We start from the raw sequence: 22347 nt of genomic DNA on the forward strand, positions 1-22347 counted from the left end.
GCGTTCGAAATATCGGTCGGAGCGCTGAGGTACGTGGAGCTCTGGCAGGGATTTGGGAAGGGGGGGAATCTGTCGAATAATGAGATGGACGAGATCCTTGGAGGGCTGCGGGTGCGTCACTCGGGAAAGGCTCTATAGCCGTGGCACACGGCTTGGAGACTTTGCCGGGCTCGGCCAAGCGGCAACTCCTGCGGCGCCGGCGGGGGGCATGTCCGATGGCTCCGTAGTTGTCTCGATTCCTGTCAAGTGTGGCCTTGGGTCAGCTCAGCGTCCCGAGAACCTTGGCTTTTCCTTGGCTTCGAAGGCGCGCATGCCGGTGGTGCGGTCCTCGGTGGCGAACAGGGCGGTGAACTGGAGGCGTTCGATGTCCAGGCCGGTGTTCAGGTCGGTTTCGAGGCCGCGGTCGATGGACTCCTTCGCGGCGCGCAGGGCGTGGGCCGGGCCGTTGGCGAATTGCCCGGCCCACTTCACGGCCTCCGCGTAGACGTCCTCGGCCGGGACGACCCGGTCGACCAGGCCGATGGACAGGGCCTCGTCGGCGGCGACGAAGCGGCCCGTGTAGATCAGGTCCTTGGCCTTGGACGGGCCGATCAGGCGGGGCAGGCGCTGGGTGCCGCCGGCGCCAGGGATGATGCCCAGCGTGATCTCGGGCTGGCCGAGTTTGGCGTTGTCGGCGCACACGCGCACGTCGGCGCACAGGGCCAACTCGCAACCGCCGCCGAGCGCGAAGCCGGTGATCGCGGCGACCACCGGCTTGGGGATCTCGGCGACGGCGGTGAACGCGGATTGCAGCGCGGCGCCCCGGTCGGCCATGTCCGTGTAGGTCATCTCGGCCATCTCCTTGATGTCCGCGCCCGCCGCGAACACCTTCCCCCCCGTCGTAGATCATCGGACCGGGTCGGTCGACACGACGACGGCCGCGGGGTGGATGGGCCGGTTCGGGTGGGCCGAACAGGTGACGGAAGGGCATCAAGTCGTGAGTGTGGGGGGCGCGGGCGGGCGCGGCGGGTTGGGATGGGGTGTGCGGGGGCCGGAGTCGATCCGACGGATGAAGGTGTCACCCCATGTACGACTCGGCCGAGCCCGGCGGCAACCCCTACGCTCCGCGTCTGGTGGCCGCCGGGCAGACGTTCGACGTGATCGAGGTGGATGCGCGGCTGGGACGCGAGGTGGTGAAGCACCTGCGGGCGGCGGGAGTTCGGGTCGGGCCGGTGATTTACGACCGGCGCTGCGCGAAGATGGGCTTCCTCGTTCCGGTCTCGGGTCCGGATCGCACGCGGTTGCGGGATCAGCGCGGGCCGAGTCGGCACGGTCTCGGGGCCTGGGTGACCTTTCCTCCGCCGCGTGGTGGATCCGGGCCGCTGGTCTGGTACATCGCGCCGAGCGAGAATGCCGTGCCCACTCCGCTGGGCCCGCTCGACGCCGCCATCGCCCGCGCCGCGGCATCCCTGATCGAGCACGACTGAGGGCCGGGCGCCCCTTCGTAAAGCTCTCGTCAGCGGTGGGAGCGCGCCCATACGATGCGTGCCTCGGTTGCGGAGACAGGGGTGGCGAATGGTTCCCGTGGGTCGGCGGATCGACGAGTTACGCGGCGAGGTGGCGGGCCATCTCGGGGCTCGGCGGCGGATCCGGCAGTGGATCGCCATCGGGTTCGTACTCGGGCTGCTGATCGGCGCGGGGTTCGCGGCGGGGGCGGCGGCGCTGTACTGGCCGGAGAAGGACAAGCCGCTGAAGATGATGATGCGCGAGACGGAGATCCCGGTGAAGGCGGCGCCGGTGCTCAGCGGGCAGACCACGTTCACCGCGCAGGGGCTGACCTGCGGCATCGAGTGGATCACCGGCACACACGCCGAACACTTCGCCAAGGGCCGGCTGTGCCGGGTCAAGATCTCCATCGCCAACAACTCGCTGGCCACCGTGCAGGTCGCCAACCTGGAACAGCGCCTGGTTCTCTCGGACGGCACCCAGCTCGGCATGGACCTCGAATCGATGGAGATCAAGCGCCAGTTGCGCGACTTCACCCTCGGTGCCTCCGACACCCTGGTCGAAGACCTGTGGTTCGACCTCCCCAAGGACACCACCCCCGCAGCCCTCCTCCTACGCACCAACGCCGACGCCCCCCAGGGCCGCGCCGATCTCCCCCAAAAGGACTGGACGAAGAAGTAGTAGCCGATCGCCGATCATGCGAGATGCGACCGCGCCCAGCTCGTAGAATCAGACATGTCCGGTCAATCGAAGGAGTGCCGTGAGCCTTCCCGCATTCGATCGTGTGTGGACGCCCGAAGACGTTCTGGAGATCCACGCCGATGGATGGCGTGTCGAATTGCTGGACGGTGCACTCATGATGTCTCCGGCCCCATCCCGTCGGCACCAGATGGTCTCGCGGCGATTGGCCATGTTGCTCGAGGCTGCCGCCGAGGACGCCGGCGTGGACTGCGTCGTCTACGAGAACATCAACGTTCGGCACGACAACGATTTCACGCAGCCTGACGTCGTAGTGGTCGAGGGTGCCGTCGCCCGAGCCGGCGAGAAGTCCGACGAGGACGACATCTGGCTCGACCCGGAGCACGTGCTGCTCGCGGTCGAGATCGTCTCGCCCGGACAGGCGGGCCGAGACAGCGTCGACAAGCTCAAGAAGTACGCGTCGTGGGGGATCGAGTACTACTGGGTGCTGGAGCCCAACGATTCCGTGCTGGAGGGGTTCGAGCTTCGAGACGGGGCGTACAGTTCTGTGGCCCGAGTCGAGGGAGCGCACGCGGCGATGCCACCGGCGCCGTTCGAGGTGACGGTTCGGCCCGACGAATTGCGCAGGCTGCGCCGAGTGACGCGGCAAAACGACTAGGCCCTGTTCGCCGGACAAGACGTAGCCCGCCCCGCGGCAGCTACGTGCACCCCCTCGACGAGGATGCGATGTTCGAGCTGATCGTTGCCGTGGCGGACGGCTCGATGGGGGACATCGTGGAGACTGCGGCGGCGTTGCGGGCCGGGGTTGGTGGTGGGGGGTGCCGGACCCCCTAACATCGGGGCGAGTCGGCGCCTGACGGGGGCGCGTCGTCTAGGAAGGGCCTGCGTGTGACGCACTCGGGGATCGAGCGCAAGCCGATGTTCGTGTTCGGTTGGATTCCGCTGCCGAAACGGGTGGCCGAGCGCTACTTCGTGCCCGACTATCGGCTGATCGGGCGCGATGTGACGCTGGAGCGGGTGCGGGCGATCCGCTCCTGGCTCGGGCTCGGCGTGCTGGTGTGGATCGCGATCACCTATGGGGGCACCGACGATGCCGCCCGGGGGTGGATGGCCAGCTTCATCGCCTCCGTCTTCGTGGCGATCATCGCCTGCCCGATCGCGGTGGGCATCATGATCGCGCTCACCCGCCCCGACATGCGGACCGAGACGCGCAAGAGCCTGATGTTGCCGCTGCGTTCGCTCGGTCTGTTCGTGATCGTCTCGGCGGCCACGCTCGGCGGTCTGGGCGCGTTCGCGTACGGAACCACCAAGGTCAACGCCAACGCCAGTGTGCAGGCATTCCTGCTCACCGTGCTCGGCCTGATCGTGTCCGTGTGGGTGATGCGCTTCTGGTTCCTCGCCGTACGCGCCATCCCGCAGCACCTGTTCCGTGCCGTGGACGGGCACCCGCTGCTGCCCGCCGTGATCGCGCCCTGGCTGTCGTGGTGTGGCGCGCTGATCGACCTCGGGGACGACGGCGGCAAGGGCGCGCTGCCGACCGCGGTACGGCTGATCGGGTCGCTCGGCGGCCCGATCACGATCACCCTGATGTCGATGTGGGAGATCCGCCGGGTGCGCAGCCGCTACGGCGTGACCTTCCGCGGCGGCCCGCACCCGACCCGTCGCCCGGAGCCGCCGATGCCGCCGATGCCGCCGATGTCGTTCCCGCACCAGACCGGCCCGTGGGCCGCGCCGCAACCGGCCAACCCGTGGCAACCGGCCCCGCCGTCTCCGCCGTACCCGTCGCCGCAGGCCAACCCGCATCAGCACCCGGCCTGGCAGCAGCAGCCCCAGTACCGCCAACCCCCGCCGCCGCCGTGGGGCCCGCCCCGAGGCTGACCCACCCGACACACAGGACCCACCCGCCCCGGCTCAGTCCGTCAGCAGCCGCTCGCGCAACCGCGCGACCTCGGGGTCGGAGACCCCCAGGCCGTCCCGCACATAGCCCTCCACCGACCCGTACCGCTCCTCCGCCGCCGCGAACGCCGTGTCCAGATACTCCACGTGCACGTCGAACACCGGCGCCAGATGCGCGGGGTCGAAGCCGCGCTCCGCGATGTGCTCCAGGATCGCCCGGTTCTTCTCCGCGAGGTGCGCCGCGCTGGCCAGATAGTCCTCGACCACGGTCGCCCGGGGCACCCCGAGCAGCGTGAGCAGCACGGCGGACGTCCACCCGGTCCGGTCCTTGCCGTGCGAGCAGTGGAACACCGTCGGCGCCGCCTCGTTCGCCATCCGCGCGAACACCGAGCGGTACGCGACCCGAGCACCCTCGCTCGTCACGAACCGCCGGTACACCTCGCACATCAGCTCGCGCCCGGCCGTGCCGCCGAGCAGCTCCCCCGCCCGATCCGGGTCGGCGAACACCTCGCCGAACAGCTCGTCGTTCTCCCGCCCCATCACGTCCGCGATCAGCAGCTCGGCGCCGGCCGGCACCCGGTCCGGCTCGCGGTCGCGCTCGGTCGCCGAGCGCAGGTCGATCACCAGGCCGATGCCGAGCCGCACCAGCGTCGCGGCGTCGGTCGCGTCCACCTCGCCGAGGCCGTCGGAGCGGTACACGAGGCCCGTGCGCACCTTGCGACCGGTCGCGGTGGCGTGCCCACCCGCGTCACGGAAATTCGGGGCGGTGACCAGGATCGGCGTCGGGGACGTCATGGTGCGCGGTCCTTCGCTTCGAGGGGGGATGTCGGGCCGGGCCGGCGGACGGCGGGACGCCACACGCGTGCGCAACGCCGTCGGTATCTCCACCCTACGCGAGCGTACGGCTTCCCTCGCCCGCCCCTACGTAGGCGCCCACACCGCGTGCTCCACCCGCAGCAACATCGCCGACCGCCCCGCGAGCCGCAGTCCGCTGCCGCCCGCGACCGGCTCGCTGTACCGGGCCATCGGATCCCCCTCCAGCGCGGTGTCGAGCACCACCTCGTACGAGTGCGCCCAGGGCTCGTCCGGCAGGGTGAATCGCATCGGCTGCGACGACGCGTGCAGGATGAACAGGAAGCTGTCGTCCACGATCCGCTCACCGCGCGGGCCACGCCGGTCGATGTCCAGGCCGGACAGGTACATCCCCAGCGTCGCGGTCGGCGCGAACCAGTCCCGGCGGGTCATCTCGCGCCCGCCGGGGGTGAACCAGGCCAGGTCGCGCAGCCCGTCCGGGGTGACCGGCTGCCCCGAGTAGAACGCCCGGCGACACAACACCGGATGCGCGCGACGCAGGTGGATCAGCCGCGCGGTCAGCTCGACCAGTGGCCGCCACTCCGGCGAGTCCAGGGCCGACCAGTCCAGCCAGGACAGCTCGTTGTCCTGGCAGTAGGCGTTGTTGTTGCCCGCCTGGGTGCGCCCCATCTCGTCACCGGAGGTGATCATCGGCACGCCGGTGGACAGCAGCAGTGTGGTCATCAGGTTGCGGATCTGCCGCTTGCGCAGCGACACCACGTTCGGGTCCGCCGTCTCGCCCTCGTAGCCGTGGTTCCAGGACCGGTTGTTGTCGGTCCCGTCCCGGTTGTCCTCGCCGTTCGCCTCGTTGCGTTTGCGCTCGTAGGTGACCAGGTCGCGCATCGTGAAGCCGTCGTGCGCGGTGACGAAGTTGATCGAGGCGTACGGGTTGCGCCCGTCGCGCTGGTACAGGTCGGAGGAGCCGGACAGCCGGTACGCCAGCCCCCGCACATCCGGCCGGGCGCCGCGCCAGAAGTCCCGCACCGCGTCCCGATACTGGTCGTTCCACTCGGTCCACAGCGGCGGGAACGCGCCGACCTGGTAGCCGCCCGCGCCCAGGTCCCACGGTTCGGCGATCAGCTTCACCCGGGACAACACCGGGTCCTGCGCGATCACGGTCAAAAACGAGGACAGCTTGTCCACGTCGTGCCTGGACCGGGCGAGTGCGGCGGCCAGATCGAACCGGAAGCCGTCCACGCCCATCTCGGTCACCCAGTAGCGCAGCGAGTCGGTGATCAGCTGCAACACGTGCGGCTGGACCACGTTGAGCGTGTTCCCGCACCCGGTGTAGTCGGTGTAGTGCCGGCCGCCGCCGGCCAGGCGGTAGTAGCCGCCGTTGTCGATTCCGCGAAAGCACAACGTCGGCCCACCCGGCCCGCCCTCGCCGGTGTGGTTGTAGACCACGTCCAGGATCACCTCGATCCCGGCCGCGTGCAGCGCGTGCACCATGTCCCGGAACTCGTGCACCTGGCCGCCGCGCCCGCCCGCCGAGGCGTACGCCGCGTGCGGCGCGAAGAACCCCACCGTGTTGTAGCCCCAGTGGTTGGTCCGCCCGCCGCGCAACAGGTGTTCCTCGGAGACGAACTGGTGCACCGGCAACAGCTCGACGGCGGTGACCCCGAGCCGGACCAGGTGGTCGATCGCGGCCGGGTGGGCCAGGCCCGCGTAGGTGCCGCGCAGGTGCTCGGGGATGCGCGGGTGGCGCGCGGTGAAGCCCTTGACGTGCAGCTCGTAGATCACGCTCTCGGCCCACGGGATCTTCGGCCGGCGGTCGTGCGACCAGTCGGCGTCGTCGGCCACCACCACCGACCTGGGCACGAACGCCGCCGAGTCGCGATCGTCGCGCACGGTGTCGGGTCCGCCGTACACATGCCCGAACACCGCGTCGTCCAGCCGGAATTGCCCGTCCACGGCGCGGGCGTAGGGGTCCAGGAGCAGCTTGGCGGGATTCCACCGCGCGCCGCGCTCGGGCTCCCAGCGCCCGTGTACCCGATAGCCGTAGTGCTGTCCGGGCCGCACGCCGGGGACATAGCCGTGCCACACCCGAAAGGTCTGCTCACGCAGCGGCAGCCGGGTCTCGCGCGACGTGCCGTCGGGGCCGTCCTCGAACAGGCACAGCTCGACCGCCTCGGCGTCACCCGCCCACAGTGCGAAGTTGGTGCCGGCACCGTCGAAGCGCGCGCCGAGCGGCAGTCGGCGGCCGGGCCACGGCGGCGGCAGTCGGCCGTTGCCCGACCGCACGTCACCGTGTACGGCGTCGAGCGCGTCGCCGAGCACGCCGCGCGCCTCGCCGAGCACGGCGCGCGCGTCGACCTCGGGGTCCGTCGATTCCCACTCGAGCGTCACGGCCGCCTCCCATCCCGGTCACCAGGATGTTCCCGCCGGGCCCACTCGCATACACGTACACGCCGCGGCGGGGGGCGCCCCCCCGGGGGGGCCCCCCCCCCCCCCCCCCCCCGCCCGGGGGGGGGGGCCCCCCGGGGGGGCGCCCCCCGCCGCGCGCGACGATCGGCCGGGTCGGTGCAGCCGATCGGGTCCACTCAGAACCAGGGGTGCCAGGCGTGCTGCACGTCGGCGTTGCCCTGGTTGATCACCACGACGCCCGAGTTGCCCTTGATCCCGGCGTTGTTGTTCTGGTTCGAGGCGCCCGCGCCGGTCGCGCTCTGCTGCGTGGCGTTGTAGTTGCCGTCGACACCGCCGAGGACGTTTCCGCTGCCGCTGTTGGTGGTGGAGGAGGTCGTGGTCGACGCGTTCGAGCCGTTGTCGCCGAGCGTGCCGTTGCCGCCGTCGGCGCACGCGGCGCCCGCACCGAGGAAGAGCAGACCGGCGGCGAGGGGAGCTACGGCCAGGGTGCCGAGCTTGCGGTTCATGGGGATCCTCCGTGTATTGCGGATCCGGGCGGGGCCCGGGTGTCATCAGGTAGGCGCCATCAGGTACGCCACGGGCCGTCGTGTGGGGCGAACGATCCGACCCCCACGGCGACTTCGTGTGACCAAGCTGTCGCAAACGGTGAGCACAATCCAGCGGTACGGCCCGGCTTCCCCCGGGAGAGTGACATGGAAGCCCCGAACCCCCAACGAGCGCCGATACGGAGGGTTGCGGGTGAGGGGTATTTTCCGCCGATTCGGAGCAATGTTTCGGCCACTCTGTCGATTTTGGTTAATTTGTCGACGAACAGCGCGTGACCGACGGCGCGTTCTCTACCGGCGGAGCGCGGAAATGTGCCTCAACTCGATTCGTGGGCCCGCACGGCGAGACGTGCGCTCCCGTCTTTACCCGAGCTTCACGAATGTCGGGTTTGAGTAAGGTTGCCGCCATGCCCGTAGTCGTCACCGGAGCCGACCAACCGCTGGGTCGCGCCGTCGCGCTCGAACTCGCCCTGTCCGGTGGGGAGGTACGGGCCACGGTCCGCGATCGCGGCGCGGCCGGTGTGTTGCGCGCGGCGGGCGTGCGGGTCGCGGTGAGCGACCTGTCCGACCCGCTGCGACTGGGCGCGGTGCTCGCCGGCGCGCACACCGTGCTGCACCTCGATCGTGGCCCCGACGGGCGGGGGACGCCCGCCGATACCTGGGAATGGTTTCTCGAGGCCGTCGAGGGTACGGATGTCCAGCGGATCGTCACGGTCTTGCCACAGCCTCCGACCGCCTCTTCGCCCGGGGAGTACGAATTGATCGTCCGTCCGTTTCCCGCCGAGGCCGTGGATCGGCCCGGATTCGCCGCTCCGACGCTGATTCGCGCCCTGGTGGAGGCCGATCGTCGGCCCGGATGACGGATCACGGCGCGATGCGCTTCGGGTCGAGGCGGCCCGCGGTCGTCCGCGAGGATGGCAACGATCGCCCCGATCACCTCATTTGCCCGCGAGTGACCCGGAATGCGGAACCGCGGTGGATGTTCGGCTCGTCGAATGAGACGTGGAATGTGGCTTTCGGCCCCGGCCGGGTCGCGACCCGGCTCCGGATGAAGGGACTGCCCGTACATGTCAGCAGGATCGAAGTCGCTCTCGACGCGGTCACGGGCCCGATGGCGCGTGGTGCCCGCACTGCTGCTCGGCGCGCTCCTGCTCGTGTCGGGCTGCAGCTCGGACGACGGCGGCGACGGCGGCAAGAAGCCCGGCGGGCCGAACAGCACCACGACCAAGGGTGATTCGAAGAAGGGCGCGGATCCCGCGTCGATCACGCTCACCCCGGCCGACGGCGCCAACGCGATCGACCCGCAGGCGCCGATCACGATCGTGGTGGGCGGCGGGAAGCTCGGCGAGGTCAAGGTGGTCAACGCGCAGAACGAGCCGGTCGACGGCACGCTCGACCCGGACGGCAAGACCTGGAAGCCCAAGGTCGCCTTCACCCTCGGCGGCAAGTACACGGTGAGCGCGACCGCGACCAACGCCGACAACGCGCCGACCACGGCCCGGGCGACGTTCAACACGCTCTCCGGCGACAAGAAGGTCACCGCGCGCTTCAGCCCCGAGGACGGGGCCACCGTCGGCGTCGGCTTCCCGGTGTCGCTGACCTTCGACTACCCGGTCAAGAACCGGGCCGCGGTGGAGAAGGCGCTGTCGGTCGACGTCGAGCCGAAGGTGGAGGGTGCCTGGCACTGGTTCGACAACACCCGGGTGGACTACCGGCCCAGGGACTACTGGGCACCCGGCACGAATGTGAAGGTCAACCTGAACCTGCGCGGCGTCGACGTGGGCAACGGCGCGATCGCCAACCAGTTCAAGAGCTACAGCTTCAAGGTCGCCGCCACCAAGCGGATCGCCATGGTGGACGTGAAGGCGCACACCATGAAGGTCTACGAGAACGAGCAGTTGATCAAGACCATCCCGATCACGGCCGGCAAGTCGCCGAAGTACAGCACGTGGAACGGGAAGATGGCGATCACCGAGAAGTTCGAGAAGACCCGGATGAACTCGCAGACGGTGGGCCTGGGCAGCGAGTACGACATCGACGACGTGCCGTTCGCGATGCGGGTCACCACCTCGGGCACCTTCGTGCACGGCAACTACTGGGCCGACCCGAGTGTCTTCGGCAGCGAGAACACCAGCCACGGGTGCGTGTCGATGACCAAGGAGAACGCCAAGTGGCTGTACGACCGGGTGATCCCCGGTGACATGGTCGAGATCTCCGGCTCCGACGAGCGCACGGTCGACGCCGACAACGGCTTCGCCGACTGGAACCTGAGCTGGGACAAGTGGACCGCGACCGGCACGCCCGGCAGCACGCAGGGCACGACGACCCCCACGCACTGAGGCGTCCGGCGGACGGGGCCGCGGCGGTGTCGTGGCCCCGCTCACCGCCCGCCGAGCCGGCGACGCCTATGGTCGGATCGGCACATCAGGGCTGACCAGAGGAGAGCGTCATGGGCGAATTCGTGAACCTGGAAGTGGCCGACGGCGTCGGCACGATCCGGCTGAGCCGGCCGCCGATGAACGCGCTGAACCGGCAACTCCAGGAGGAGCTGCGGGCGGTGGCGCAGGAGGCGGGCGAGCGGGCCGACGTGCGCGCCGTGGTGATCTACGGCGGGGGGAAGGTGTTCGCGGCGGGCGCGGACATCAAGGAGATGGCCGAGATGACCTACACGGACATGGCCGACCGGGGCGCCGCGCTGCAATCCGCGTTCACCGCCGTCGCCGAGATCCCCAAGCCGGTGGTCGCCGCGATCACCGGCTTCGCGCTCGGCGGCGGTTGCGAGTTGGCCCTGTGCGCCGACGTGCGCGTGTGCGCCGACAACGCCAAACTCGGCCAGCCCGAGATCACGCTGGGCATCATCCCGGGCGCCGGCGGCACCCAGCGCCTGCCCCGCCTGATCGGCCCCTCCAAGGCCAAGGACCTGATCTACACGGGCCGCTTCGTCGCCGCCGACGAGGCCCTGTCCATCGGCCTGGTCGACCGGGTCGTCCCGGCCGAGGACGTCTACGCGGAGGCCGTGAAGTGGGCCGGGCAATTCGCCAACGGCCCGGCCCACGCCCTGCGCGCCGCGAAGGAGTCCATCGACCGCGGCCTCGAAACCGACCTGAACACGGGCCTGGAGATCGAACGCCTCCAGTTCACCGCCCTGTTCGCCACCGAGGACCGCACCACCGGCATGCGCGCCTTCGTGGCCAAGGAAAAGCCCAAGTTCTCCGGCCGCTGACCGCGGCGACCCCGGCGGGGCCGCGACGAAACGGGGCGCCGACTCGGCAGGTGTCGAGTCGGCGCCCCGGTTTTCGTCGTGTCGACGAACCCGATCCGCAGGATCAGAGGTTCGGGTAAAGCGGGTGCTTTTCGGCCAGGGCGGTGACCCGGGCGGTGAGCGCGGCCTTGCGGGTGTCGTCGAAGTCGGGGAGCAGGGCCTCGGCGATGATGTCGGCGACCTCCTCGAAGTCCGCCTTGCCGAAGCCGCGGGTGGCCAGGGCCGGGGTGCCGATCCGCAGGCCGGAGGTGACCATCGGCGGGCGCGGGTCGAACGGGACCGCGTTGCGGTTGACCGTGATGCCGATCGAGTGCAGGCGGTCCTCGCCCTGCTGCCCGTCCAGCTCCGAGTCGCGCAGGTCGACCAGGACCAGGTGCACGTCGGTGCCGCCGGTGAGCACGGTGATGCCCACGTCGGTGACGTCCTTGCGGGTCAGCCGCTCGGCGAGGATGGCCGAGCCCTCCAGGGTCCGCTTCTGGCGGTCCTTGAAGTCGTCGGAGGCGGCGACCTTGAACGCCACCGCCTTGCCCGCGATCACGTGCTCCAGGGGACCGCCCTGCTGGCCCGGGAAGACCGCCGAGTTGATCTTCTTGGCGTATTCCGCCTTGGACAGGATCACGCCGCCGCGCGGGCCGCCCAGGGTCTTGTGCGTCGTGGTGGTGACCACGTCGGCGTACGGCACGGGGCTGGGGTGCAGGCCCGCGGCGACCAGACCGGCGAAGTGCGCCATGTCGACCATCAGGAAGGCGCCGACCTCGTCGGCGATCCGGCGGAACTCGGGGAAGTCGAGCTGCCGGGGATAGGCCGACCAGCCGGCGATGATCAGCTTCGGCCGGTGCTCCTTGGCGAGCCGCTCGACCTCCTCCATGTCGACGCGGTGGGTCTTCTCGTCGACGTGGTAGGCGACCACGTTGTAGAGCTTGCCGGAGAAGTTGATCCGCATGCCGTGGGTGAGGTGGCCGCCGTGGGCCAGGTCCAGGCCGAGGATCGTGTCGCCGGGGGAGAGCAGCGCGAACATCGCGGCGGCGTTGGCCGACGCGCCCGAGTGCGGCTGCACGTTGGCGGCCTCGGCGCCGAACAGCTCCTTGACCCGGTCGATGGCGAGCTGCTCGACCACGTCGACGTGCTCGCAGCCGCCGTAGTAGCGCCGGCCGGGGTAGCCCTCGGCGTACTTGTTGGTGAGAACGGAGCCCTGCGCCTCCAGCACCGCCACGGGGGCGAAGTTCTCGGAGGCGATCATCTCCAGGGTGTTCTGCTGGCGGTGCAGCTCGTCGGCGACGGCGGCGGCGACCTGCGGGTCCACCTCGCCCAGGGGACGGTCCAGGATCGTCACGGTTGTCAGCTCCTCGATCGGGTCGATCTCGATCATTCGCCGCAGAACGCGGCGTATTCGTCGGCCGACAGCAGGCCCTCGGCCTCGCCGTCGATGCGCACCTTGAACAGCCAGCCCGCCCCGAAGGGGTCGGAGTTCACCAGGGCCGGGTCCTCGACGACGGCGTCGTTGATCTCGACGACCTCGCCGGAGACCGGCGCGTACATGTCGCTGACCGACTTCGTGGACTCCAGTTCGCCGCACGGCTCACCGGCGACGACCACCCGGCCGACCTCGGGAAGCTCGACGAACACCACGTCGCCGAGCGCCTCGGCCGCGTGTTGGGTGATGCCCACGACGGCGGGGGAGGCCGCCTCGTCGAGCCACTCGTGTTCCTTGCTGTAGCGCAGGTGCTGGGGTGCGTGCACGGGTCCATTCTCCATTCGAATGAGGTAAGTCCGTCCCTCAGGATGATTTGGGACGTTTTCCGGTGATATAGGGAGGGGTTCGGCTCAGCCGCGCTTGTAGAACGGCAGCGCCACCACCTCGACCGGCTCGGCCTTGCCGCGGATGTCCACCGCCAGCCTGGTGCCCGGTTCGGCCCGCTCCACCGCCACGTAGGCCATCGCGATCGGCATGCCGAGCGTCGGCGACGGCGCGCCGGAGGTGACCTCGCCGACCCGCTCGCCGCTGTCCGCGTCCACCACCGGGTAGCCCGCGCGCGGGACCCGCTTGCCCGGCGAGGTCAGCCCGACCAGCGTGCGGCGCACGTCCGCCTCCGCCGCGGCCAGCGCCTCGCGGCCGACGAAGTCCTCGGGCTTGTCCAGCCGGACCACCCGGCCCAGGTTGGCCTCGTACGGCGTGGTGTCCCGGGTCAGCTCGTGGCCGTACAGCGGCATGCCCGCCTCCAGGCGCAGCGTGTCCCGGCAGGACAGGCCCGCCGGGACCAGGCCGTGCGGCTTGCCCGCGGCCAGCAGCGCGTCCCACAGCGCGACCGCGTCGCCGGGCGCGGCGAACAGCTCGAAGCCGTCCTCGCCGGTGTAGCCGGTGCGGGCGAGCAGCACGGGCACGCCCGCGACCTCGGTGCGCAGGATCGCGTAGTACTTGAGCGCGGGCAGATCGGCGTCGGTCAGCGAACCGACGATCTCCGTCGACGCGGGCCCCTGCACGGCCAGCAGCGTGTACTCCTCGGAGGCGTCGCGCACCGTCGCGTCGAAGTCGCTCGCGCGGTACTTCAGGCTCCCCGCCACCACGTCGGCGTTGGACGCGTTGGCCACCACCACGAAGTGCTCTTCGCCGAGGCGGTACACGATCAGGTCGTCGACGATGCCGCCCTCCTCGGTGCAGATCATCGTGTACCGGGCGCGGTCGATCCCGATCTTCGAGACGAAACCGACCAGGGCGTGGTCGAGCGCGCGGGCGGCCTCCGGGCCGGTGACCTCGATCTCGCCCATGTGGGTGAGGTCGAACAGGCCGGCCGTGGTGCGCACCGCGGTGTGCTCGTCCCGCTCGCTCCCGTACCGCAGCGGCATCCGCCACCCGGCGAAGTCGGTCATCGTGGCCCCGAGCGCGTCGTGCACGGCGTCGAGCGGGGTCCGGCGGTCGGTGGTCATGCGAAGACTCCTTCGAAGGGACGCCGGCGGAAGCCCCCGGCGGGCGCGGACCGGTCCGGGGCATGCCGGACGGCGCGGACCCGGGCGCGGGCCCGAGGTGCGACGAAAGGTGACGGGTGCTGCGGCCCGTACGAGAACGAATTCGAGGACAAAGGGGGCTCCCTGCCATGGCGTTCAGCCCTTTTCGGCCAAAATCGGTCGAAAAGTGGGGTGCCCTCCCCTTCTGTCATCGGAACCTGAGAGCTTCATCCCGTCCGCCGCTGCCGCGTCGGGCCGGGATTTGCACCGTGGGTGAGCCGCACCGACGGTGCGCCTGCTTTCCAGAAGTGCCTGACCCATGCGGTATCGGTGCCTGAGAGATTCCGGGGAGGAGTTGCTCCTTCGGCGCCCCGCTCGATGGCGAGGACTCTTCCGCGTGGGGTCGACGGCCGTTATGAGGTTGTGCCCGGCATGCTAGCGCGTGTCGTCAATCCCCCGCCGGTGCCGGGGGAGCGCCGGCGCCCGCTCGCGCCCTCGGTGCGACACCATGCGCAGGGCACGAGGGTTCGGGACATCAGGGGAGGATTCGTGGAGACGGATTCGGCGGGGGCGCATACCGGCGCCGCGGTGGGCGGCATGTTGATCCCCCGGTCCGTGCACGACCTGCGGGAGGAGCGGCATCGGGAGGGGGAGCGGGACGGGGTCCGGCGGGTGGACGTGCTGTCCTATCCGGCCTCGTGCGTGCTCGTGGTGACCGGCCTGCCGGGCGCGGGCAAGAGCACGCTCCTGGCCCGGGTGGTCGCCGCCGGGCCCTCGGTCGCGGTCCTGGACGCCGATCTGGTCCGGGCCCGCTGGGCGCTGCGGGTGGGGCGGCTGCCGTACCGGGCCTATCGGCCGCTGGTGCGGCTGTCGCACTACGGCGAGGTGGCCCGGGCGCTGCGCGGCCCAGGGGCGGTGGTGGTGCACGACAGCGGCCGCAATCCGATCCTGCGCCGGGTACTGGTGCGCGCGGCCCGGCGGCGCGGCATCCCGGCACACGCGCTGCTCCTGGACGTCACGGCCCATCAGGCGCTTTCCGGCCAACGTGCGCGCGGTCGCGGAGTGTCCACCGCGGTGTTCGCCCGACACCACCGGGAATGGCGCGCGCTGCTCGCCCGGCTCGCCCCGTGGCTGGACGCCGGACCCGCCCTCGCCTCCGCCCCGGGCGGCTTCACCTCGTGTGTACTGCTCGACCGCCCGGCCGCGCGGCGGCTGCGCCGGATCGTTTTCGCAGACCCCCTACCCGGACAGTCCCGACGGCGGGATGCGGACAAGTCGTAAACTGCGCCGGACACCAAGAGGAGCACCACCATGCCGTTCCCGGCCAATCCCGTGGAGAGCGCGCTCGTCGCGGCGATGCGCGACCCGTCCCGGGCCGAGGCCCTGTTCGAGGCCCTCGCCGAGGCGGACGTGTGGGTGCCGCTGCCCGAGGGGGGCAGCGCCGCCGACACCGAACTGACCCTGCCCACCGCCGAGATCGACGGTCGGCCGTATGTGCCGGTGTTCTCCTCGGAGGAGCAGTTCCACCGGCTCGCGGGGCCGATGGCGGGCACCGTGGCACCGATGCGCGAGTTCGCCCGAGGGCTGCCGCCGCACATCGGCATCGTGGTCAACCCGGGCGGCGAGGCGGGCATCCCGATCCCGCCGCCGGGTGTGCTGGAGCTGGCCCGGCTGCCCGGCGCGGGCCGCCGCGGCGCACGGGTGCGCTTGTACGAGCCCGACCAGGAGCCGATGGACTTCCTGATCGCCGCCGCCGCCGAGTTCATCCACGTCCCCGTGGTGCTCAGCGCCCGGCGCGGCCTGGGCGAGGTCGAGTCCGATCCGCCGGTCCTGTTCGTCGGCGTCGAACTGGACCGGTGGCAGGAGGAGGACCGGCTGGCCGCGATCGGCGCCCTGGAGCGTGCGCTCGGCCGCGCCGCGTGCCCGTGGCCGGTCAACGTGGTGCTTCTGGACGTGGCGCAGGATCCTGTGGGGGACTGGATGCTGGAGCGGACGCAGCCGTTCTATCTGCGGGCCGACCAGCGCTGAGCCCGTCCGGCCGCGGCCGGCATCGGTGTCGAAAAACATGGGGTTCGGGGAGGACGTCGTGAACCAGGTCGAGCAGGCGTTGAGCCAGGTGGCCCCCGGGCGCTACGACGCCTACGAGCGGCTGCTGCAAGCGCTCGTCGGCGCGCCCGTGTGGATGTTGCTGTGGCAGGGGCAACCCGGCAGCCCGGACGCGCAGTACGGGAACATGGACGTGGCCGGATGGCGCTACGCCCCGGCGTTCACGTCCGAGGAACAGCTGCGTCTCAGTGGCTGGGACCGCTCGTTCGAGATCTGTCCGGTGCCCGAGATCGCGTCCTCGCTGTACACCGACCGCTGGGGTCTGTGGCTGAATCCGCACGCCCAGGGCGGCGGCGTCGGCGTGCCCTACCTCGACCTGCGCCGCATCGTCGGCGGCCTGGACCGACTGATGGCCGGGCCCCTGGAGGTCGGCGAACCCACGCTGTGGGACCCGGCGTTCTACTCCCTGCTCGGCGGTCAGCTGTTCCAGACCCAGGTGGTGCGCGCCGCCCACCGGGCCTGGGTGCGCCCCACCGTCGGCCCCGAACGCCTCGTGATCGGGCTGCGCCTGACGGACAATCAGCCCGCCACGATGCAGCGCATGCGCGACGCGATGGCCCGCGCGTCGGCCGCCGCGCCGCCCGGTCTGACGCTCTCCTCGGTCGCGCTCGACGACCCCTTCGACCCGATCGCCGCGTGGATGCGCGAGCACACCCGGCCGTTCATCGGCATCGACATGCTCGACGAGGCCGCCCGCCACGGCCGGTGATCGACATGCTCGACGAAGGCGCCCGTCCCGCACGGTGATTCACATGGCCGCCGCGGGCACACACCACGCGCAGTGAGCGAAGATCGGCGGAACGTGGCGAGCCGGGGCAACAGGCAGTGATGCCCCCAAAAAACTGACGTCACGTCATCAACCGCTGCCTTGTTGTGATTTCGTGACCGATCTACGCGGATCAACCAGTGAATCGTGTCTGCGTAATCACGGTTCAGTAAAGGTATTCCTCCACCTCTGTTCGTGACCCGCGTCACGGAGGAGTCTCACCCGGACGACAGATCCCGAAGATCATCGGGATCGCAATGCCGGGTATGGCGACGGGACGCGGCGATCCCGAGCCGCCGTCGCATCCGTGAGCGGGGAGGGTCGATCCATGACGGCACCGATCGAGACCACCGGTGTGGCCCGAGAGGCGCACCCCGAGGCGATCGCCGAGGCAGCCGGCGCACGCATCGAGGGTCGGTCGCTCGGTCAGATCGCGTGGGCCCGATTCCGCCGCGACAGGGTCGCGATGGCCGGTGGCGTGGTGATCATCCTCATGGTGCTCATCGCGATCTTCGCGCCGCTGATCACCGACGCGATCGGCGGTGGACCCACCGAGTACCACGACGATCTGCTCGACCCGGTGCTGAACATCCCCAACGGCAGCTTCGGCGGCGCGAGTTGGGATCACCCGCTGGGTCTGGAGCCGGTCAACGGCCGGGACATCTTCTCCCGCATCTGCTACGGCGCCCGCGTCTCCATGCTGGTCGCCTTCCTCGCCACCCTGCTCTCCGTGGTGCTCGGCGTCGTCCTGGGCACCGTGGCGGGCTACTTCGGCGGCTGGATCGACGGGCTGATCAGCCGCGCCATGGACGTCTTCCTGGCCTTCCCGCTGCTGCTGTTCGCGATCGCCATCGGCAGCAGCCTCCAGGGCGAGGCCTTCGGCCTCCACGGCGACACGCTCCGCATCACCGTGCTGATCTTCGTGATCGGGTTCTTCAGCTGGCCGTACATCGCTCGCATCGTCCGCGGCCAGACGCTCTCGCTGCGCGAACGCGAGTTCGTCGAGGCGGCGCGCAGCCTCGGGGCCACCGACCGGCACATCATCTTCAAGGAGTTGCTGCCGAACCTGGTGGGTCCGATCCTGGTCTACTCCACGCTGCTGATCCCGACGAACATCCTGTTCGAGGCCGCCCTTTCCTACCTGGGGGTCGGCGTACAGGAACCCACCGCCTCGTGGGGTGGCATGCTCTCGGCGGCCACCCCCCGGTACCAGGACGCGCCGATGTTCATGGTCGTCCCCGGAGTCACCATCTTCATCACCGTGCTCGCGTTCAACCTGCTCGGCGACGGCCTTCGAGACGCCCTCGACCCGCGCAGCCGCTGAATATCCCGCAAGTCCCCACGAGGAGGCACGACCAGCGATGAAACACCCGGTAACTCGCAGGCGCAGGACCCAAGCGCTGATCGGCATGGTGGCTGTCACCGCGATGGCCGCCACCGCGTGTGGCGGTGGTGGCGGCGGCTCGAAGAAGTACAGCCCGAGCAACAAGGCGATCACCGAAGTGGTCAACCAGTCCACCAAGAAGGGTGGCACGCTCAAGCTGGTCAGCTCGGACAAGTTCGACTCGCTGGACCCGGGCGACATGTACTACGCCTCGGCGTGGAACTTCTCCCGCCTGATGGCGCGTCCGCTGCTCACCTTCAAGCCCGCCCCGGGCAACGCGAGCTACGAGTTCGCGCCGGACCTGGCCACCGACGTGGGCAAGACCGACGACGGCGGCAAGACCTGGACGTACCACCTGCGCAAGGGCGTCAAGTACGAGGACGGCGTCGAGGTCAAGGCGTCGGACGTCAAGTACGCCGTGGAGCGGACCTTCGACAAGGAGGTCCTGCCCAACGGCCCGGGCTACTTCGCCCAGTACCTGGACCCCGACGGTACCTACAAGGGCCCGTACAAGGACTCCGCGCCGGACAAGCTGGGTCTGAGCGCGATCGAGACGCCGGACGACTACACCATCATCTTCAAGATGAAGGAGCCGTTCGCGGACTTCAACTACCTCGCCGCGCTCCCGCAGACCGCGCCGGTCCCGCCCGCCAAGGACACCGGCAAGGAATACGTCAAGCACCCCCTCGCCTCCGGCGCGTACATGGTCGACGGCCAGTACGAGCCCGGCAAGGCGGTCAACCTGGTCCGCAACCCGAACTGGGACCCGGCGACCGACCCGCTGCGCAAGGCGCTGCCGGACCGGATCGAACTGCTGGAGAAGCAGGACGCGAACGACGTCGACAACCGACTCTTCGCCGGCACGGCGCAGTTGGACGTGGTCGGCACCGGCGTCCAGGCCGCCGCGCAGAACAAGATCCTCACGGACAAGAAGCTCGCGGACAACGCGGACGACGCGATCTCCGGCGCGCTGGCCTACCTGGCGATCAGCTCCAAGACCCCGCCGTTCGACAACGTGCACTGCCGGCGCGCCGTGCAGTACGCGGTCAACAAGTCGCAGCTGCAGCGCGCGCAGGGTGGCGAGGTCGGCTCCGACATCGCGACCAACCTGATGCCGCCGACGCTGGCCGGTTCCAAGGTCACCGACATGTACCCCAACGGTGCCAAGCACACCGGTGACGTGGCCAAGGCCAAGGACGAGCTCAAGCAGTGCGGCAAGGCCGACGGCTTCAGCACCGTGCTGACCGCGCGCGCCAACCGGCCCAAGGAGGTCGCGGGCGCCACGTCGGTGCAGAACGCGCTCGCCAAGATCGGCGTCAAGGTCGAGATCCGGCAGTACCCCTCGGGTGACTACTTCTCGCAGTTCGCCGGTGTCCCGAAGTGGGTCGCGGAGAACAAGGTCGGCATCATGTTCATGCAGTGGGGCCCCGACTTCCCCACCCAGTTCGGCTTCTTCCAGCAGATCGTGGACGGCCGGGCGATCAAGCCCGCCGGTGGCACGAACCTGTCCGAGCTGAACGACCCGGCGGTCAACGGTCTGATCGACCAGGCCACCCGGACCATCGACCCGGCGCAGAGCGCGGCCATCTGGCAGCAGCTGGACCAGAAGGTGATGGAGTCGGCGGTGATCGTCCCGTTCGGCTGGACCAAGTCGCTGCTGTACCGCCCGTCGAACGTGACCAACCTGGTCGTCACGCCCGCGTACTCCGGGATGTACGACTACCTCAACATCGGTATCCAGTAAGCCTGCGACGAGGTCAGTAGCCCGAAGGAGAGGTGAAGGCCCGTCAGTTCCGGTGCGGGGAGCGGTGATCCCGCTCCCCGCACCGGACCGGGTCGCCGGCTCATGATTTTCTATCTGCTCAGGCGGCTGGCGGGAGCGGTGGTGCTCCTGTTGATCGTCACCATGGCGGTCTTCGCCATCTTCTTCCTGATTCCGCGTCTGGGAGGCGCCACAAGCGACCAACTCGCCGCGCGCTACGTCGGCAAGTCGCCCACCCCGGCCGCGATCGAACAGGTCAAGCACAGCCTCGGCCTGGACAAGTCGGTACCCGTCCAGTACGGAAGGTTCGTCAAGGGCATCGTCGCCGGCAAGGACTACGACACCGGTGTACGCAAGGTGCACTGCGCGCCGCCGTGCCTGGGCTTCTCCTTCCGCAACAACCTGGAAGTGTGGCCACGACTACAGGACCGCATCCCGGTCACCCTCTCGCTGGCCGCGGGAGCCGCGGTGATCTGGCTGATCGCCGGCGTGTCGATCGGGGTGGTCTCGGCGCTCAAACGCGGCAGCCTGTGGGACCGGTTCTCGATGGGCTTCGCGCTGGCGGGCGTCTCGCTGCCACCGTTCTTCACCGGCCTGGTGGCCCTGGCGTTGTTCAGTTATCAATGGCCGATCTTCAAGGGCGTGCACTATGTGCCGTTCCTGGACAATCCGGCGAGTTGGGCCTGGAACCTGGTGTTGCCCTGGTTGACCCTGGCGTTCCTGTACGCGGCGTTGTACGCCCGACTCACCCGGGCGGGCATGCTCGAGACGATGAGCGAGGACTACATCCGCACCGCGCGGGCCAAGGGCCTGCGCGAACGCGACGTCATCGTCAAACACGGGCTGCGCGCCGCGCTCACCCCGATCCTGACCATCTTCGGCATGGACGTCGGACTGCTGCTCGGCGGCGCGATCCTGACCGAACAGGTCTATTCCCTCAACGGCGTCGGCAAGTTCGCCGTCGAGGCGATCGGGCAGCAGGATCTGCCCGAAGTGCTCGGCGTGACGATGATCGCCGCCATCTTCGTGATCCTGGCCAACCTCGTCGTGGACCTGCTCTACGCGGTCGTCGATCCCCGGGTGAGGACCTGATGCCCCGACTGCTACCGCGCCGCAAGCGGGACACCGCGGCCGAACTGCCCAAGCTCGCCCCGGCCGGGCCCCCGCCAGAGCCGGAGAACTTCCTCGAAGTACGCGAACTCACCGTGCACTTCCCCACCGACGACGGCCTGGTGCGCAGCGTCGACGGGGTGAACTTCGCGCTCCAGCGCGGCCGAACGCTCGGCATCGTCGGCGAGTCCGGCTCCGGGAAGAGCGTGACCTCGCTGGCCGTGATGGGCCTGCACGGCGGCACCAGTGCCCGGATCGGCGGCGAAATCTGGCTGGACGGGAAGGAGTTGGTGCGCTCCACCGCCGAAGAGGTCCGGTTGATGCGTGGTCGCCGGATGGCGATGATCTTCCAGGACCCGATGTCCTCGATGCACCCGTTCTACACGGTGGGCCACCAGATCATCGAGGCCTACCAGGTGCACAACGAGGTGAGCGCCAAGCAGGCCCGCGCGCACGCGATCGACCTGCTCGGACGGGTCGGCATCCCGCGCCCGGACCGGCGGGTGGACGACTACCCGCACCAGTTCTCCGGCGGCATGCGCCAGCGCGCGATGATCGCGATGGCGCTCAGCTGCGACCCGGAACTGTTGATCGCGGACGAGCCGACCACCGCCCTGGACGTCACCGTCCAGGCCCAGATCCTGGACCTGATCCGGGACCTGCAGGCGGAGTTCAACTCCGCCGTCGTGATGATCACGCACGACTTGGGCGTGGTCGCCGAACTCGCCGACGACGTCCTGGTGATGTACGCCGGTCGAGCGGTCGAGCACGGCCCCGCACGCACCCTGTTCGAGCAGCCCCGACACCCGTACACCTGGGGCCTGTTGGGCTCGCTGACCCGGCTCGACCGGGCGCGCCAGGAACGGCTGATGCCGATCAAGGGCAGCCCGCCGAGCCTGATCTCGCTGCCCTCGGGTTGTGCGTTCCGTACCCGCTGCCCGTACGCGGACCGCAACGACGGGCGGGAGAAGACCGAGGTCCCGCGACTGGTCGAGATCGAACCGGGCCACCGCACCGCGTGCCACCTCGATCCGGGGGAGCGCGAGCGGATCTGGACCGAGGACATCAGGCCGCGGCTGTGAGCGCGACGGCGAACGGGAAAGCGGATGGGCACGTGACTGGTCACCAGGATGGAAACGGGAACGGGAACGCGGAAGTGACCGAGGGCGCCCG

20 protein-coding genes, 1 pseudogene and 1 riboswitch are annotated in these 22347 nt (G+C 69.9%); of the genes and pseudogenes, 14 read left to right on the top strand and 7 right to left on the bottom strand.

The window, feature by feature from the left end:
* Positions 1-264: 264 nt before the first annotated feature.
* Positions 265-876, bottom strand: a pseudogene (locus ACH4XV_RS09115) (enoyl-CoA hydratase/isomerase family protein); the annotation flags it as partial.
* A 188-nt stretch (positions 877-1064) separates the two neighbouring features.
* Here ACH4XV_RS09115 and ACH4XV_RS09120 point away from each other — a divergent pair.
* The 4 genes from ACH4XV_RS09120 to ACH4XV_RS09135 all read left to right on the top strand — a co-directional run bounded on the left by ACH4XV_RS09120 (position 1065) and on the right by ACH4XV_RS09135 (position 4062).
* Complete coding sequence (locus tag ACH4XV_RS09120; protein ID WP_395787905.1) at positions 1065-1466, top strand: hypothetical protein; 402 nt, start codon at positions 1065-1067, stop codon at positions 1464-1466.
* Positions 1467-1554: 88 nt separating this feature from the next.
* Positions 1555-2166: a hypothetical protein gene (locus tag ACH4XV_RS09125; RefSeq protein WP_395787907.1), complete on the top strand. Its 612-nt coding sequence runs from the start codon at positions 1555-1557 to the stop codon at positions 2164-2166.
* Positions 2167-2269: 103 nt separating this feature from the next.
* Entirely contained in the window at positions 2270-2842 is a 573-nt protein-coding gene (locus ACH4XV_RS09130; protein ID WP_395788662.1) for a Uma2 family endonuclease, read from the top strand.
* Between the two features lie 230 nt (positions 2843-3072).
* Complete coding sequence (locus ACH4XV_RS09135) at positions 3073-4062, top strand: hypothetical protein (RefSeq protein WP_395787909.1); 990 nt, start codon at positions 3073-3075, stop codon at positions 4060-4062.
* A 33-nt stretch (positions 4063-4095) separates the two neighbouring features.
* Here ACH4XV_RS09135 and ACH4XV_RS09140 read toward each other — a convergent pair whose 3' ends face one another.
* The 3 genes from ACH4XV_RS09140 to ACH4XV_RS09150 form a co-directional block, all read right to left on the bottom strand.
* Positions 4096-4875, bottom strand: a complete 780-nt coding sequence (locus ACH4XV_RS09140) for a tyrosine-protein phosphatase (protein ID WP_395787911.1) — start codon at positions 4873-4875, stop codon at positions 4096-4098.
* A 126-nt stretch (positions 4876-5001) separates the two neighbouring features.
* Positions 5002-7278, bottom strand: coding sequence for a glycogen debranching protein GlgX (glgX, locus tag ACH4XV_RS09145; protein ID WP_395787913.1), 2277 nt, complete (start codon positions 7276-7278; stop codon positions 5002-5004).
* A 194-nt stretch (positions 7279-7472) separates the two neighbouring features.
* Entirely contained in the window at positions 7473-7802 is a 330-nt protein-coding gene (locus ACH4XV_RS09150; RefSeq protein ID WP_380037676.1) for a hypothetical protein, read from the bottom strand.
* Between the two features lie 446 nt (positions 7803-8248).
* Here ACH4XV_RS09150 and ACH4XV_RS09155 point away from each other — a divergent pair, with 446 nt between their 5' ends.
* From ACH4XV_RS09155 to ACH4XV_RS09165, 3 genes are all read left to right on the top strand, one after another.
* The gene (locus ACH4XV_RS09155; RefSeq protein ID WP_395787915.1) at positions 8249-8701 is read left to right on the top strand and encodes an NAD(P)H-binding protein; all 453 of its coding nucleotides are present in this window, start codon (positions 8249-8251) and stop codon (positions 8699-8701) included.
* A 207-nt stretch (positions 8702-8908) separates the two neighbouring features.
* Positions 8909-10180 carry an Ig-like domain-containing protein gene (locus ACH4XV_RS09160; RefSeq protein ID WP_395787917.1) on the top strand — a complete coding sequence of 424 codons (1272 nt, stop codon included), beginning with the start codon at positions 8909-8911 and terminating at the stop codon, positions 10178-10180.
* 110 nt (positions 10181-10290) lie between these two features.
* On the top strand, positions 10291-11064 hold the full coding sequence (locus tag ACH4XV_RS09165) for an enoyl-CoA hydratase/isomerase family protein (RefSeq protein ID WP_395787919.1): 774 nt from the start codon (positions 10291-10293) through the stop codon (positions 11062-11064).
* 103 nt (positions 11065-11167) lie between these two features.
* On the opposite strand, the gene glyA is transcribed toward ACH4XV_RS09165, so the two are convergent.
* The 3 genes from glyA to gcvT all read right to left on the bottom strand — a co-directional run bounded on the left by glyA (position 11168) and on the right by gcvT (position 14028).
* Positions 11168-12472 carry a serine hydroxymethyltransferase gene (glyA, locus tag ACH4XV_RS09170; RefSeq protein WP_395787921.1) on the bottom strand — a complete coding sequence of 435 codons (1305 nt, stop codon included), beginning with the start codon at positions 12470-12472 and terminating at the stop codon, positions 11168-11170.
* Entirely contained in the window at positions 12469-12843 is a 375-nt protein-coding gene (gene gcvH / locus ACH4XV_RS09175; RefSeq protein ID WP_379995103.1) for a glycine cleavage system protein GcvH, read from the bottom strand. The genes glyA and gcvH overlap by 4 nt, the downstream gene beginning before the upstream one ends.
* Before the next feature lie 84 nt (positions 12844-12927).
* Positions 12928-14028, bottom strand: a complete 1101-nt coding sequence (gene gcvT / locus ACH4XV_RS09180) for a glycine cleavage system aminomethyltransferase GcvT (protein WP_395787923.1) — start codon at positions 14026-14028, stop codon at positions 12928-12930.
* A gap of 330 nt (positions 14029-14358) precedes the next feature.
* Positions 14359-14452: riboswitch (glycine riboswitch) on the bottom strand.
* Positions 14453-14595: 143 nt separating this feature from the next.
* Between gcvT and ACH4XV_RS09185 the strand changes: the two genes are divergently transcribed.
* From ACH4XV_RS09185 to ACH4XV_RS09215, 7 genes are all read left to right on the top strand, one after another.
* Positions 14596-15327, top strand: a complete 732-nt coding sequence (locus ACH4XV_RS09185; protein WP_395787925.1) for an AAA family ATPase — start codon at positions 14596-14598, stop codon at positions 15325-15327.
* A gap of 30 nt (positions 15328-15357) precedes the next feature.
* Positions 15358-16074, top strand: a complete 717-nt coding sequence (locus ACH4XV_RS09190; protein ID WP_395787927.1) for an enhanced serine sensitivity protein SseB — start codon at positions 15358-15360, stop codon at positions 16072-16074.
* Between the two features lie 58 nt (positions 16075-16132).
* The gene (locus ACH4XV_RS09195) at positions 16133-16861 is read left to right on the top strand and encodes an enhanced serine sensitivity protein SseB C-terminal domain-containing protein (RefSeq protein WP_379995111.1); all 729 of its coding nucleotides are present in this window, start codon (positions 16133-16135) and stop codon (positions 16859-16861) included.
* Between the two features lie 385 nt (positions 16862-17246).
* Positions 17247-18242 carry an ABC transporter permease gene (locus ACH4XV_RS09200; protein WP_395787929.1) on the top strand — a complete coding sequence of 332 codons (996 nt, stop codon included), beginning with the start codon at positions 17247-17249 and terminating at the stop codon, positions 18240-18242.
* A gap of 37 nt (positions 18243-18279) precedes the next feature.
* Positions 18280-20046, top strand: a complete 1767-nt coding sequence (locus ACH4XV_RS09205) for an ABC transporter substrate-binding protein (protein WP_395787931.1) — start codon at positions 18280-18282, stop codon at positions 20044-20046.
* A 102-nt stretch (positions 20047-20148) separates the two neighbouring features.
* Positions 20149-21156, top strand: coding sequence for an ABC transporter permease (locus ACH4XV_RS09210; RefSeq protein WP_379995117.1), 1008 nt, complete (start codon positions 20149-20151; stop codon positions 21154-21156).
* The gene (locus ACH4XV_RS09215; RefSeq protein ID WP_395787933.1) at positions 21156-22256 is read left to right on the top strand and encodes an ABC transporter ATP-binding protein; all 1101 of its coding nucleotides are present in this window, start codon (positions 21156-21158) and stop codon (positions 22254-22256) included. The genes ACH4XV_RS09210 and ACH4XV_RS09215 overlap by 1 nt, the downstream gene beginning before the upstream one ends.
* Positions 22257-22347: the final 91 nt, after the last annotated feature.

Source organism: Embleya sp. NPDC020630, from assembly GCF_044334985.1.
Classification (GTDB): Bacteria; Actinomycetota; Actinomycetes; order Streptomycetales; family Streptomycetaceae; genus Embleya.

What these genes read in the sequence shown, in the direction of transcription:
- ACH4XV_RS09140 (WP_395787911.1), bottom strand. Translation starts at nt 4,875, where the DNA reads ATGACGTCCCCGACGCCGATCCTGGTCACCGCCCCGAATTTCCGTGAC.
- ACH4XV_RS09210 (WP_379995117.1), top strand. Translation starts at nt 20,149, where the DNA reads ATGATTTTCTATCTGCTCAGGCGGCTGGCGGGAGCGGTGGTGCTCCTG.
- ACH4XV_RS09165 (WP_395787919.1), top strand. Translation starts at nt 10,291, where the DNA reads ATGGGCGAATTCGTGAACCTGGAAGTGGCCGACGGCGTCGGCACGATC.
- ACH4XV_RS09120 (WP_395787905.1), top strand. Translation starts at nt 1,065, where the DNA reads ATGTACGACTCGGCCGAGCCCGGCGGCAACCCCTACGCTCCGCGTCTG.
- ACH4XV_RS09200 (WP_395787929.1), top strand. Translation starts at nt 17,247, where the DNA reads ATGACGGCACCGATCGAGACCACCGGTGTGGCCCGAGAGGCGCACCCC.
- glyA (WP_395787921.1), bottom strand. Translation starts at nt 12,472, where the DNA reads ATGATCGAGATCGACCCGATCGAGGAGCTGACAACCGTGACGATCCTG.
- ACH4XV_RS09215 (WP_395787933.1), top strand. Translation starts at nt 21,156, where the DNA reads ATGCCCCGACTGCTACCGCGCCGCAAGCGGGACACCGCGGCCGAACTG.
- ACH4XV_RS09160 (WP_395787917.1), top strand. Translation starts at nt 8,909, where the DNA reads ATGTCAGCAGGATCGAAGTCGCTCTCGACGCGGTCACGGGCCCGATGG.
- ACH4XV_RS09150 (WP_380037676.1), bottom strand. Translation starts at nt 7,802, where the DNA reads ATGAACCGCAAGCTCGGCACCCTGGCCGTAGCTCCCCTCGCCGCCGGT.
- ACH4XV_RS09125 (WP_395787907.1), top strand. Translation starts at nt 1,555, where the DNA reads ATGGTTCCCGTGGGTCGGCGGATCGACGAGTTACGCGGCGAGGTGGCG.
- ACH4XV_RS09190 (WP_395787927.1), top strand. Translation starts at nt 15,358, where the DNA reads ATGCCGTTCCCGGCCAATCCCGTGGAGAGCGCGCTCGTCGCGGCGATG.
- ACH4XV_RS09155 (WP_395787915.1), top strand. Translation starts at nt 8,249, where the DNA reads ATGCCCGTAGTCGTCACCGGAGCCGACCAACCGCTGGGTCGCGCCGTC.
- ACH4XV_RS09205 (WP_395787931.1), top strand. Translation starts at nt 18,280, where the DNA reads ATGAAACACCCGGTAACTCGCAGGCGCAGGACCCAAGCGCTGATCGGC.
- gcvT (WP_395787923.1), bottom strand. Translation starts at nt 14,028, where the DNA reads ATGACCACCGACCGCCGGACCCCGCTCGACGCCGTGCACGACGCGCTC.